Origin of the sequence: Paraburkholderia phenoliruptrix, assembly GCF_047325075.1 — a bacterium.
Taxonomy (GTDB): domain Bacteria; phylum Pseudomonadota; class Gammaproteobacteria; order Burkholderiales; family Burkholderiaceae; genus Paraburkholderia; species Paraburkholderia phenoliruptrix.
In genome coordinates this window covers 2434586-2447490 of the sequence record NZ_CP168531.1, presented here as the reverse complement: position 1 = coordinate 2447490, position 12905 = coordinate 2434586, and the positions used below count along the sequence as shown (strand labels likewise).

Below are 12905 nucleotides of genomic sequence, written 5' to 3'. Positions count from 1 at the left end.
GCGCCGACGAAGAACGCGGGCGTGCACCGGTATGTGCCGTTCAGCTCGAAGTTCTGGGCTCGCGTATGAGGCACATCCCTGGATAAACGTGATTTTTTCGAATGTTTGTCCCGCGAATTATTCGCTTGTGGCCGCTCATGAGTGCGACAAAAATTCCGTCCATGCACTTTCTCATGCAGCCGGACACCTCCGGCCATGCGTATTCCGCAAGCAGAAAAACGAAGGAGACGAACATGCGATTCGACCGGAACTATGTGAACGGCCGCTTCCTCGAGCCAGCCGCGGACGCAGGCTCACCCGCGAGCCAGGAGCACATCGCCGTCTACAATCCGGCGACCGAAACACTCATTGCGCACGTCACGGCGGCGACTCGCGCAGACGTCCTTGCCGCGGTAAATGCCGCCGCGCTCGCGCAAAAGGCGTGGCGCAAGCTGCCGTCCGTCGAACGCGGGGCCTGGCTGCACAAGCTCGCGGACGCGCTCACCGAATGCGCGCCGGCCATCGGCACGGCGCTGGCACTGGAATCGGGCAAGAGTCTCCCCGAAGCCACGAACGAGGCGATATACGCCGCTCAGATCACCCGTTACCACGCCGAGTGGGCGCGTCGCATCGAAGGGGAGGTGATTCCGAGCGACACGCCCGACGAAAACCTCGTCCTGCATCGCGAGCCGATTGGTGTGGTCGCCTGCCTGATTCCGTTCAACTATCCGGTCTACACCTTCATGCGCAAGGTGGCGCCCGCGCTGATCGCGGGCAACACGGTCGTGGTCCGCCCGAGCAACAACACGCCGACTTCGGCATTCGAAATCGCGAAGGCAGTCGAGAAGGCCGGTCTGCCCGCGGGCGTCGTGAACATTCTCGCAATGGACCATGCCACCGCCGAGACGCTTTGCACGCATCCCCGGGTCGGCATGATCACCTTGACGGGCAGCGTGGCCGCGGGCCGCAAGGTGCTGGAGTATTGCAAGGCCAACATCGCGAAGCCGTCGTTGGAACTGGGCGGCAAGACGCCCGCCATCATCGAGGCGGATGCCGATCTGGAGAAAGCCGCGCGCGAACTGGTCGCCTCGAAAACCACCCACTGCGGGCAGCTTTGCACGGCGATCGAGCGCGTCTACGTGCAGGAAAGCGTGCATGACCGCTTCGTCGCGCTGCTCAAACGCCACATGAGCGCGGTCGAATTCGGCGACCGCAGCGAGCATCCGTCGCTGATGGGGCCGCTCGTCAATGAAGCGTCGCGTCAGTCGATTCACGCGATGGTCGAACGCGCCATCGCGGCCGGCGCCACCTTGGAGGCGGGCGGCAAGCTGCCGGCGTCGGCGCAAAGTAAGGGCTTCTTCTATCCGGCCACACTGCTGTCCAATTGCCGCCAGAACATGGAGATCGTGCAGGAAGAGACCTTCGGCCCCGTCATGCCGGTCATCCCATACCGCACGCTCGACGAAGCGCTGGAGATGGCCAACGACCACCAGTTCGGCTTGTCCTCGGTGCTGTACACGGAGAACTATCGCAGCGCGATGAAGATCGCGAACGGCATCGAGGCGGGCGAACTGTACATCAACCGCACGCCGGCCGACCCGTATCAGGGCTTCCACGCAGGCTGGAAACGTTCGGGTCTTGGCGGCGACGACGGCAAGCACGGCATGCTCGAATTCACGCAAACACGTCTTGTCGTCATGAGGTACTGAGTCCGGGCGGCGCGCGCCGCGCCGTGCAGGACTATGTGCAAGCCGCGGCGCGCGCTGGCCCTGCATTCGTCGACACGCAGCGAAACCGCTGCGACTCAAAACAAAACAGATTGGAGACCTACGGGCCGCGCATGCGGCACGGCGTCTCCCAGGAGGCTCACGTGTCATCTCAACCCGCTCGTCCCGCTTCGAACCCTGCCGCGCTCGCGTTGGGCGCCACAGCGCAAACTGCGCACCACGACGCCCATGCCACGAGGGCGCGCCGATACACGCAATTGATGCTGCTGGTTCTCGCCGCCGGCGCGATCTACCCGATCCTCTATCTGCGGCAGGTGTATCAGCCGACCATGCTCGAGGTCTTCCATATCACCGACAGCCAGCTCGGCTACCTGTACTCGTCGCTCGGCACGATTTTTCTGCTGAGCTATCTGCCGAGCGGCTGGCTCGCGGATCGCATCGCGCCACGCATGCTGATCTGTTTTTCACTGATCGCCACCGGGGCACTGGGGCTCTGGTATTCGACCGCACCTTCGTTTCAGATGCTGATGGTGATCTTCGGCGGCTGGGGTTTGTCGACGGGCTTGACGTTCTGGGCCGCCGTCATCAAGCGGGTGGCGACCATCGCCGGCGCCGGCGAGCAGGGCCGCTTCTTCGGTCTGCTCGACGGCGGGCGCGGGCTTATCGAGGCAATGCTGGCGACCGTCGCGATCACGCTCTTCGCGTGGGCCACGCAGACAAAGGGGGAATCCGTCGCGGCGGGTTTCCGGATAGTCGTCTATCTGTACGCGTTTTTGTGTATCGCGCTGGGTATCGTGCTCGCGCTGGTGAAGGATCCGCAAAGCGAAGTGCACGCCGACGCCGCGCACGGAACGCATCACGCGAATCGTCTCGCAACGGGCACGCGTCGCGGCAACGTCCTTGCGGACCTCGCAACGCTCGCGAAAATCCCGGCGCTGTGGCTCGTGGCGGCCATCGTGTTTTGCGGCTATCAGGTGTTCTGGGCGACTTACAGCTTCTCCGCCTATCTGCATGAAGGCGATATCGGCCTGACGGTCGTGATGGCCGGCACGATTACCACGCTGAAACTATGGATGCGGCCAATCGGCGGAATCGGCGGCGGCTTTCTCGGCGACCGTTACTCGAAGGTGTCGGTGCTGGTTATTGCGCTGTTCCTCGCGGCGCTGTCGCTCGTTGCACTGATGGCGGCGCCCCGCATTTCGAGCCATGTGCTGCTGGTTTTCCTCGTGCTCTTCATCGGCATTCTGACCTACGCGATTCGCGGGCTCTACTGGTCGCTGCTGGAGCGCTGCAACATTCCCGTCTCGACGATGGGCCTCGCCATCGGCCTCATCTCGGTACTCGGTTACTCGCCGGACGTGTTTCTGCCGCTCATCAACGGCTATCTGACCGAGAGGTTCCCGGGCGTATTCGGCTATCAGCTGTACTTCGGCTATGTCGCCGCGATGGCGGCGCTCGGCGGTTGTGCCGGGCTGGCATTGAGAAGCCTGCTTAACAGCAAAGAGGGTGCATAAATGAAAGTGGTCTCGCTCGAAACGCATGTGGTGGCCGTGCCGCCGCCGCATCTCGGCGGCATGTACTGGATCTTCGTCAAGCTCAAGACCGATTGCGGCATTGAAGGTGTTGGCGAAATCTATTCGGCGACGTTCCACCCGAAAGCGATGACGCCTATCGTCGACGACGTCTTTGCCCGCTATCTGCTTGACCGTGATCCGCATCATGTGGAGCGGCTGTGGCGCGAAGCCTATTCGAGCGGCTTCACGCAACGCCCCGACCTGACGATGATGGGTGTGGTGAGCGGCCTCGAAATGGCGTGCTGGGACATTATCGGCAAAGCGGCGGGCAAGCCGGTGTACGAGTTGCTCGGCGGCATGGTCAATCCGCGCCTGCGCTCGTACACGTACCTGTATCCGAAGAACGCACGCGGCGAATACGACTACGACGATCCCGACCTCGCCGCCGAATGCGCCGCCGCGAACGTGAAGCGCGGGTTTACCGCGCTGAAATTCGATCCGGCCGGGCCGTATACCGCGTACTCGGGCCATCAATTGTCGCTGGACGTGCTCGATCGCTGCGAGACGTTTTGCCGGCGCGTACGCGAAGCGGTAGGCAGCAAGGCGGACCTGCTGTTCGGCACCCATGGGCAGATGGTGCCTTCATCGGCTATCCGGCTTGCGAAGCGCCTCGAAAAATACGACCCGCTGTGGTTCGAAGAGCCCGTGCCGCCGGGGCAGGAAGATGCGATGGCGCAAGTCGCGCGACACACGAGCATTCCGGTTGCAGCCGGCGAGCGGCTTACTACGAAGTACGAATTTTTCAGGCTGCTGCAAGCGGGCGCGGCGTCAATTCTGCAATTGAACGTGGCGCGCGTGGGCGGGCTGCTGGAAGCAAAGAAAGTGGCGGCGCTCGCCGAGGTGTACTACGCGCAGATCGCGCCGCATCTGTACAACGGTCCGGTCGGCGCGGCGGCCAGCATTCAACTCGCGGCATGCACGCCGAACTTCCTGATTCAGGAAAGCATCGGCACGTGGGACGGTTTTCATGCAGCAGTGCTGAGGAAACCGATTCAGTGGGAGGACGGCTACATCATTCCGTCGGCCGAGCCCGGCCTCGGCGTCGAGTTAAACATGGAAGTCGTTGCGCAGCACACGCCGTACACAGGCGAGCGTCTGCATCTGCAAATGGCCGCGCAACCGGCCGACGTGAAAGACCTGGCGCCGGCCAAAGGCTGAACGCGCGTTCGGCATCCTTGCTGCATTCAACCTTTTGAGCTGAGCGCCGTCTGGCGACAAAGAGCATGAACTACGATTACATCATTGTCGGCGCGGGTTCGGCGGGCTGCATTCTCGCCAACCGCCTGTCGGCGTCGGGCCAATACTCGGTGCTGCTTCTCGAAGCGGGCGGCAAGGACAGCTCGTTCTGGTTCCGGGTCCCGGTGGGCTTCACCAGGACCTACTACAACGAAACCTATAACTGGATGTATTACAGCGAGCCCGAAAAGGAACTCGGCAACCGGTCCCTCTACTGCCCGCGCGGCAAGGTGCAGGGCGGCTCGGGCTCGATCAACGCGATGATCTACGTGCGCGGCCAGCCGGCTGATTTCGACGATTGGGCGGCCGCCGGCAACACCGGCTGGGCATATCGCGACGTGTTGCCGTATTTCCGCAAGCTCGAATCGCATCCGCTCGGCAATACTCCCTACCACGGCGCCGAGGGCCCCATCCGCATTTCGCCGATGAAAGACGCCGTGCACCCAATTTGTCATGTGTTCCTGAAGGGCTGCGATCAGGCGGGCTATGCACGCAGCGAGGACTTCAATGGCGCGCAATTCGAAGGTGCCGGCATTTACGACGTGAATACGCGCAATGGAGCGCGTTCGTCGAGTAGCTTCGAATATCTGCATCCGGCGCTGGCGCGCGAGAATCTCAAGGTCGAACACCACGTATTGGTCGACCGGGTGCTATTCGCGGGTAAGCGGCGCGCGATCGGCGTAAGCGTGACGCAGAACGGCGCTGCGCGGCGTTTCATGGCGAATCGCGAGGTGATTTTATGCGCGGGGGCAGTGGATTCGCCAAAGCTGCTGCAACTCTCCGGCGTCGGCGATACTGCACTGCTCGCGAAACACGGCATCGCGACGGTCAAGGAACTGCCGGCGGTCGGCCGCAATCTGCAGGATCATTTGTGCGTGAGTTTCTACTACCGCGCCAACGTGAAGACGCTGAACGACGAGATGCGGCCGCTTCTCGGCAAGCTCAAGCTCGGGCTGCAATATCTGTTCACGCGCAAGGGGCCGCTTGCAATGAGCGTCAATCAGTCGGGCGGTTTCTTCAGAGGCAGTGAGCACGAGACACAGCCCAACCTGCAGCTTTACTTCAATCCACTGTCGTATCGCATTCCGAAGAGCAACAGGGCGACGCTCGAACCGGAGCCGTACTCGGGTTTCCTGCTCGCCTTCAACCCTTGCCGGCCAACGAGCCGCGGTTCGATCGAGATAGCGTCGAATCGCGGGGAAGACGCGGCCAGGATTCGCCTGAATGCGCTCACCACGCAGAAGGATATCGACGAGGTCATTCAAGGTTGCGAGCTGGTGCGCAAGGTGATGGCCTCGCCGGCACTGAAAGCGATCACCGTCGAGGAAATCTCACCGGGGCCGCAGGTGGCGACGCGCGAAGGCTTGCTCGAGTATTTCCGCGAGCAGTCGGGCTCCATCTATCACCTGTGCGGCTCGTGCGCGATGGGCGGCGATCCGCGCAGCTCGGTCGTGGATGCGCGTTTGCGCGTGCATGGCATGGACGGTTTGCGCGTGGTCGACGCGTCGATCTTTCCGAACATCACCTCGGGCAATATCAATGCGCCGACCATGATGGTCGCGGAGAAGGGCGCCGACCTGATTCTCGAAGACGCGGCAGCCGAAGCCGCGCGTGCGCGCGATCTGGCGGAGCTGGCCAGCGCGGCTTGACGCCGGTCGCGCCCGGTTCCGGCGCGTCAGCGCGCCGCGCCGGCGAGCTCTGGCCGGCAAGCTTCCCCACGCGTGCAACTCCAGCGACCCCACTCGCCGCCGCGCCTACACGTCGCCCAGCGGCACCGCCTCGGAAGTCTCGAACGACCGCTCGCCCAGCCAGATCTCCTGTTGGAGCCAGTCGCGAAACAGCGCCACGTGCGGCAGCTCCTCCTGCCCGGCGCGCGTGACGAGCCAGTACGACTGGTGGCCGTCCGCATGCACGTTCAGCACCTGCACGAGCCGGCCCTCGGCGATTTCGCGGGCGACCATGTAACGATCCGCAATCGTCACCCCGAGCCCGTCGATGGCCGCGCGGATCGCATTGTCGAGCAGATCGAATTCATAACCGCCGCGCGTATCCACGTTGTCGATACCCGCAGCCTTCAGCCAGTGCTGCCACGTGAGGTAGCGCTGGTCCGCGTTGGCCAGCACGTGCAGCAGCGTGAATTCGTTCAGATCGATCGACGCGCGGCCGGCCTGGCGCGCGAGCAGCGCCGGCGCGCAGACGGCCACGTGGCGCTCGTTCATCAACAGACGATTGTCGAAACCTTCCCATTCGCCATTACCGAAGCGGATCGCGCAGTCGAGCGCGCCGGATTCCGCGAGCTGGTCGTCGAGGCGCGTGGACAGACTCAGTTCGAGGTGCGGATGCGCATCACGCAGCCGGCCAAGGCGCGGCATCAGCCAGCGGCTCGTGAAAGTGGGCGGAGCGTTGATGCGCAGCCGGTTGCGATGTGTTTTCTCCTGCAGGCTGCGCACGGTGAGTTCGATGCGGTCGAACGATTGCTGCAGCGCTTGCAGCAGCACGCGGCCGGCCGCCGACAGTTCGAGATGATGGTGATGGCGTTGCAGCAGTGTCTCGCCGATCTGCGCCTCCAGTTGACGCACTTGCCGGCTCACCGCGCTTTGCGTGACGTTCAGCAATTCCGCGGCGCGGGTAAAGCTGCCCGTGCGGCCAGCCACTTCGAAGGCTTTGAGCGCGTTCAGCGCCGGCATTTTGCGTTTCAAGATATCGGACCGGGAGAGGGAAGCGCGGTGCGCAAGGTGCCCGGTATTCTAGCGGTTGGAGCGCACGGGACGATGCGCTGTAGCGGCGTTTTTGCGGGGCTTCGGCGCGGGTTTCCTGTCGCGGTTTGACGAGCCCGTTGTGTGGGCGCGCTGTGTCGGCGCGCCTTGCCGCGTCTGCTATCCGAAAGGGGCGCCGCGCCGCAAATCAGTCCGCCGTGCGCCGGTCCGCCAACGCTTTCTCGCAGTCGGCCAGAACCTGCCGGACCAGCCTCGCGTCCGGATCGAGTTCGTCGGTATCGAGAATTTCCTCGACGGCGTCGCGCGCCCAGTCGGTGTCGACGAAACGCGCATGCCGGCGCGCGATTTCGAGCGCCGTTGCCGACAACTTCGCAATGGAGAGCCAGTCTGCTTCGCGCGCGCGCCGGTCGAGCCATTTGTGGGCGGCCTGCACGTGGAACGCCGCGTCGGGCCAGTCCTCGTTGAGATAGTAGGCGCCGAGGCTGCCGCATGTGAGCCAGCACAACAGCTCCAGACGGTCCCGCGGGCTCAGGTGGTGGCGTACATCACTCATGGCGACGCTCGCTGCGGTAAAGTGCTCTCCGGGGGAGGCGGCGCGCGGCCGTCCTCCGCATTTATTAACAATATCACGCAGAATTCACCAGCGGCAATTCCCGGGCGTACCCTGGCGCACGCTGCGTTTCCGGCCGCGGCAGGCGTGCTGTCAACGGCGCCTCGCGAGGGCGCCGGCCGGTCTCCCCCGTCGTTCGGCCGGCACGCTGCAACGTCACGGAAGCGCCGTGCGCGCGGTTTCCATGCACGGCCCGCTGCCGTGCGGCGCCGCGCAGCAAAAAAGCCCCGAACGCGCTAACGTAACGTTTTCACCACCATCTCATTCGACCACCCATGCTGCAGATCCTCGGCAAGCCGTCCTCCATCAACGTGCGCAAGGTGCTGTGGACCTGCGCGGAACTCGGGCTGCCGTTCGAGCGCGAAGACTGGGGCGCGGGATTCCGCCCGACCCATGTGCCGGAATTCGTCGCGCTCAACCCGAACGCGATGGTGCCCGTCATCCGGGACGGCGACTTCGTGCTGTGGGAGTCGAACTCGATCATCCGCTATCTCGCCGGCCGCTACGGCGGCGAGTGGCTCTACCCGGTTGACGCGCGCGAACGCGCGCGGTGCGATCAGTGGATCGACTGGCAGGCGAGCGAACTGAACCGCTCGTGGAGCTACGCGTTTCTCGCGCTGGTGCGGCAGTCGCCGGCTCATCGGGATGCAGCGCAGATCGAGGCGTCGCGCGCGAACTGGGCGAAGCACATGGCGATCGTCGAAGGGCAGTTGCAGCGCACCGGTGCGTTCATCGCCGGCGAGGCGTTCTCGCTCGCGGACATTCCGATCGCGCTGTCGATCAACCGCTGGCTGGAAACCCCGATCGCACACGACGATCTGCCGGCAGTCGACGCCTATATGTCACGCCTCGCGGCGCGCGACGGTTATCGCGAGTATTGCCGCAACGGCACGCCGTAAGCGCTGCTTCAAAAGCAGCGAAGCGGGGAAAGGGAAGAGCGCTGGAGGCGGGGGCTGAGCCGCCCCGCATCCGCTAAAAGAGAAAAAGAGGCGCAGAAGAAAAGCAAGTAAAAGCGGGCAAAAGCCCGCCCAGACTCAGACTTGAACGAGCCGCGGAATCTGCACGTCCGGATTGACGTCGGCCTCGTAATCGACGCCCTCGAGCTCGAAACCAAAAAGACGCAGGAAGTCGGTCTTGTAGCCGGCAAAGTCCGTGAGTTCGTAGAGGTTGTCGTTCGTGACCTTGTCCCACAGCGCTTCCACGCGCTGCTGCACCTCGGGGTCCAGTTCCTTGTAGTCGGCGCGCAGACGGCCTTCGTCGTCGAGATGCGGCGCCGGGCCGTACAGGCTCTCCTTGTAGAGCCCATAGACCTGCTCGATGCAGCCTTCGTGCGTGCCGTTTTCCTTCATCACCTTGAAGAGCAGCGACAGGTAGAGCGGCATCATGGGAATCGCGGAGCTGGCCTGCGTCACGACCGCTTTCAGCACCGACACGCGTGCGTCGCCGCCTTTGGCCGCGAGTTTCGCGCGGATACCGAGCACTTTCTGGTCGAGGTCCTTCTTGGCGGCGCCGATCGAGCCGTTCCAGTAGATGTCGTGCGTGATCTTCTCGCCGAGGTAGGTGAACGCGGTCGTCTTCGCGCCGTCCGCGAGCACGCCCGCTTCCAGCAGCGCGTCGATCCACATCTGCCAGTCTTCGCCGCCCATTACCGCGACCGTGTGGTCGATCTCGGTTTGGGTGGCCGGTTCGAGCACCGTTTCCTTGATGACTTCCTTGTCCGTGTCGATGCCGCGCAGCGTCACGGCCTTGCCGACCGGCTTCAGCGTGGACGTGAACACCTCGCCCGTCTTCGGATGCGTTCGCTTGGGCGCGGCAAGACTGTACACGACGAGGTCGACCTGGCCGAGGTCGCGCTTGATGATTTCGATGGTGCGCGCCTTCACTTCGTCGGAAAACGCGTCGCCGTTGATGCTGGTTGCGTACAGGCCCTCGGCGGTGGCGAACTTCTCGAAGGCCGCGCTGTTGTACCAGCCGGCCGTGCCGGCTTTGGTCTCGCTGCCGCCGCGCTCGAAGAACACGCCGAGGGTGGCCGCGCCCGAGCCGAACGCCGCGCTGATGCGCGCGGCGAGGCCATAGCCGGTGGACGCGCCGATCACGAGCACCTTTTTCGGACCGTTGGCGATGGGACCGCGTGCCTTGACGTAGTCGATCTGTTCCTTGACGTTGGCCTCGCAGCCCGTCGGATGGGTGGAAACGCAGATGAAGCCACGCACGCGCGGTTTGATGATCATGAAGCACCTCTTGTCGGAATTGGCGACATTATAGTGGCCCCCGGCGGCTGCGGGCAGCGGCGCGGCGCGGCGCGGCGGGGCCAGCCGCGTGCGGCGCCAGGCGGGCAGCGTGCGCTAGCCGCGCAGGATCGGCGCAAGGCGCGGCAAGCAGACGACAAGCAGGCGGCGAGTCCCGCGGGTCGCAGGTGCCCCGCCGGCAAAACGCCCCCGCAAAAATCGGCCCACGTCGCACATCTTGGTACGATTCAGCCTTTTCCCGCAGACGGTAGCCAGTGTGAAGCGTCTTATTCCCCTGATTCTCGAGACACTCGACCGAGGTCTGACCCGCGCGAACCCGCTCGTGGCCGGGGCGCTGTGGCACCTGCGCCACCCGACGCGGCGCGGCCTCCTCAAGGCGTGCGCGGCGCTGCCGCTGCTCTTCGTGCTGTATGTGCTGATCCTGATCCCGTTCACACCCGGCATCGGCGACATTCGCAAGGCGAAGATCGAGCAGCCGGCGCGCATTCTCTCGGCGGACGGCAAGCTGCTCGCCGAGTTCAAACCGTCCAATCGCGAGTGGGTCAAGCTGAAGGACATCTCGCCGAATGTTGTCAACGCGCTGATCGCGACCGAAGATCATCGCTTCTATCAGCATTTCGGGCTCGACTGGCGGCGCACGGCGTCGGCGGCGCTGCACACCTTTTCCGGCGACCGGCAGGGCGGCTCGACGATCACGCAACAGCTCGCACGTAATCTCTATCCCGACGAAATCGGCCGCGCGCCGACGCTCACGCGCAAGCTGAAGGAAGCGATCACCGCCTTCAAGATCGAGGCGCTCTACACGAAGGACGAAATTCTCGAAACCTACCTGAACACCGTGCCGTTTCTCTACAACGCGTACGGCATCGAGATGGCCGCGCGCACGTATTTCGACAAATCGGCGTCGGAGCTGAACGTGCTCGAAAGCGCGACGCTCGCGGGCATGCTGAAAGGCAACAGCTATTACAACCCGGTGCTGAACCCGGAGCGTGCGCTGCAGCGGCGCAATACGGTGCTCGGGCAGATGGTCAAGTTCGGCAAGCTCACGCCCGCCGCGTACGAGACGCTCAGAAAGAAGCCGTTGCGCATCGACTTCGAACGCCAGACGGAGCCGCCGGGGCCCGCGCCGCACTTCGCGCAGCAGTTGCGCAAGTGGCTTGCGGCATGGGCCGATCGCAACGACTACAACCTCTATTCGGACGGCCTCGTGGTGCGGACCACGATCGATTCGCGTCTGCAGACCATGGCGACCCAGGCCGTGAACCTGCAGGGCAACCAGTTGCAGGGTCTCGCGAACGCGGCGTGGGGCAGCCGCAATGGTTGCTCGAACGGCAAGGAGTTGCTCGCCACTTTTCTGCGCGAAACGCCCGACTACCGCGCGGCAAAAGATGCGGGTCTCGCCGACGACGAGGCGCTCAAGCGCGTGTCGGCGAACCGCAGCCTCGTGCAATCCGTGTGCGACTCGAAAACCCGCGTCCAGGCCGATTTTCTCGCGATGGACCCGCGCAACGGCCAGATCAAGGCGTGGGTCGGCAGCCGCGATTTCAGCCAGGACCCGTTCGATCACGTGCAGCAGGCGCGGCGCCAGCCGGGCTCGACCTTCAAGCCGTTCGTCTACGCGGCAGCCTTTGAGGCGGGGGCGAAACCCAGCGACACCTTGCTCGACCAGCCCGTCGACATTCAACTCACGGGCGGCGAAGTCTGGCGCCCGAGCGACGAAGACGACCCGACCGGGCGGCCCATCACGCTGCGCGACGGCCTCGCGTATTCGCGCAACCGCATTACCGCGCAGTTGATGCAAAGCGTCGGCCCGAACAAGGTCGCGCGGCTCGCGCGCGCAATGGGCGTGCGCGACAGTCCGCTCGAGGCGGTGCCGTCGCTCGCCTTGGGCACGAGTCCCGTCACGCTGAAGGAAATGGTGTCGGCGTACTGCACGATCGCCAACCTCGGCGGCTACGTGGAGCCGGTGATGGTCACCCGTATCGAAGACCGCAACGGCGAAGTGCTGGCCGACTTCGCGCCCGCGTCGCCGCAGCAGGAACTGCCCGCGGATGCCGCGCGCACGCTCGTGGACGTGATGCGCGACGTCGTCAATCGCGGCACCGGAGCGGCGATCCGCAGCCGCTTCGGCGTGCGCGGCGACGTCGCGGGCAAGACGGGCACGACGCAGGGCAACGCGGACGGCTGGTTCATCCTGATCCATCCGCAGCTCGTGGCCGGCGCCTGGGTGGGGTTCAACGACAGCCGCGTGACCTTGCGCAGCGACTACTGGGGGCAGGGGGCGCATAGCGCGCTGCCGATCGTCGGCGATTTTTTCCAGCGCGCGCAGCGCTCCAAGCTGGTCGATACCCGCGTCAGGTTCGCCACCGAGCAGCAGCCGGGCTGGTTCGCCGAGCGCTCCGAGCGGTTGCAGGCGTGGTTCCAGCAGCTGTTTCCGTCGATGTCGCCAGCGCTGAAGCCCGGCGTGCCCGTCGCTGCGCGCGATACGACGCGGCGTGCGCCGGTCGTGGCGGCGTCGGTGGCGTCGGCGGCAGAAGGTCCGGCTGCCGCGGCGTCGGGCGCATCAGTAACTGAAGCATCACGCGCGCTGCCGCCCTTGCTCACGGCGCCCGGTGCCGCTTCGAGTCCCGCAGCGCCCGACGAGCCGGTTCACGGCGAAGCGCGCGGCGCGGGCACGGCGGCGTCCGCGCCGACCCCGACGCCCGACGATGTCGTGCCGCCGGACGCAGTGGGCGCCGACGGGCAGGCAGGCGGAACGAGCGCTGCGCAGTAAGCGCCGCCGGCTTCCTGTCCGCCGGGCTGGCCCCGCTCCA

The 12905-nt window shown here is 64.8% G+C and carries 9 protein-coding genes; 6 read left to right on the top strand and 3 right to left on the bottom strand.

The window, feature by feature from the left end:
- Window positions 1–233 precede the first annotated feature (233 nt).
- The 4 genes from aldA (at window position 234) to ACEN8U_RS22995 (ending at window position 6165) form a co-directional block, all read left to right on the top strand.
- Window positions 234–1688: an aldehyde dehydrogenase gene (gene aldA / locus ACEN8U_RS23010; protein ID WP_041746141.1), complete on the top strand. Its 1455-nt coding sequence runs from the start codon at window positions 234–236 to the stop codon at window positions 1686–1688.
- Between the two features lie 131 nt (window positions 1689–1819).
- Window positions 1820–3220 (top strand): MFS transporter, encoded by a 1401-nt coding sequence (locus ACEN8U_RS23005; RefSeq protein WP_374725938.1) that lies wholly within the window; start codon window positions 1820–1822, stop codon window positions 3218–3220.
- Entirely contained in the window at window positions 3221–4438 is a 1218-nt protein-coding gene (locus ACEN8U_RS23000) for a mandelate racemase/muconate lactonizing enzyme family protein (RefSeq protein ID WP_015002566.1), read from the top strand.
- A gap of 65 nt (window positions 4439–4503) precedes the next feature.
- Window positions 4504–6165 (top strand): GMC family oxidoreductase, encoded by a 1662-nt coding sequence (locus tag ACEN8U_RS22995; RefSeq protein WP_015002565.1) that lies wholly within the window; start codon window positions 4504–4506, stop codon window positions 6163–6165.
- A gap of 105 nt (window positions 6166–6270) precedes the next feature.
- On the opposite strand, the gene ACEN8U_RS22990 is transcribed toward ACEN8U_RS22995, so the two are convergent.
- Complete coding sequence (locus ACEN8U_RS22990; protein ID WP_015002564.1) at window positions 6271–7203, bottom strand: LysR substrate-binding domain-containing protein; 933 nt, start codon at window positions 7201–7203, stop codon at window positions 6271–6273.
- A gap of 217 nt (window positions 7204–7420) precedes the next feature.
- On the bottom strand, window positions 7421–7786 hold the full coding sequence (locus tag ACEN8U_RS22985) for a hypothetical protein (RefSeq protein ID WP_015002563.1): 366 nt from the start codon (window positions 7784–7786) through the stop codon (window positions 7421–7423).
- A 332-nt stretch (window positions 7787–8118) separates the two neighbouring features.
- Between ACEN8U_RS22985 and ACEN8U_RS22980 the strand changes: the two genes are divergently transcribed.
- Window positions 8119–8742, top strand: a complete 624-nt coding sequence (locus ACEN8U_RS22980) for a glutathione S-transferase family protein (protein WP_015002562.1) — start codon at window positions 8119–8121, stop codon at window positions 8740–8742.
- A 135-nt stretch (window positions 8743–8877) separates the two neighbouring features.
- Here the strand turns inward: ACEN8U_RS22980 and fabV are convergent, their stop codons facing one another.
- Complete coding sequence (gene fabV, locus ACEN8U_RS22975) at window positions 8878–10074, bottom strand: enoyl-ACP reductase FabV (RefSeq protein WP_015002561.1); 1197 nt, start codon at window positions 10072–10074, stop codon at window positions 8878–8880.
- Between the two features lie 274 nt (window positions 10075–10348).
- On the opposite strand from fabV, the gene ACEN8U_RS22970 reads away from it, so the two are divergent.
- Complete coding sequence (locus ACEN8U_RS22970; RefSeq protein WP_041745264.1) at window positions 10349–12865, top strand: penicillin-binding protein 1A; 2517 nt, start codon at window positions 10349–10351, stop codon at window positions 12863–12865.
- The last annotated feature ends 40 nt before the right edge of the window (window positions 12866–12905 follow it).

Coding starts and splice junctions, on each gene's coding strand:
- aldA (WP_041746141.1), top strand. CDS start 234: ATGCGATTCGACCGGAACTATGTGAACGGCCGCTTCCTCGAGCCAGCC.
- ACEN8U_RS22995 (WP_015002565.1), top strand. CDS start 4,504: ATGAACTACGATTACATCATTGTCGGCGCGGGTTCGGCGGGCTGCATT.
- ACEN8U_RS22985 (WP_015002563.1), bottom strand. CDS start 7,786: ATGAGTGATGTACGCCACCACCTGAGCCCGCGGGACCGTCTGGAGCTG.
- fabV (WP_015002561.1), bottom strand. CDS start 10,074: ATGATCATCAAACCGCGCGTGCGTGGCTTCATCTGCGTTTCCACCCAT.
- ACEN8U_RS23005 (WP_374725938.1), top strand. CDS start 1,820: ATGCGGCACGGCGTCTCCCAGGAGGCTCACGTGTCATCTCAACCCGCT.
- ACEN8U_RS23000 (WP_015002566.1), top strand. CDS start 3,221: ATGAAAGTGGTCTCGCTCGAAACGCATGTGGTGGCCGTGCCGCCGCCG.
- ACEN8U_RS22990 (WP_015002564.1), bottom strand. CDS start 7,203: ATGCCGGCGCTGAACGCGCTCAAAGCCTTCGAAGTGGCTGGCCGCACG.
- ACEN8U_RS22980 (WP_015002562.1), top strand. CDS start 8,119: ATGCTGCAGATCCTCGGCAAGCCGTCCTCCATCAACGTGCGCAAGGTG.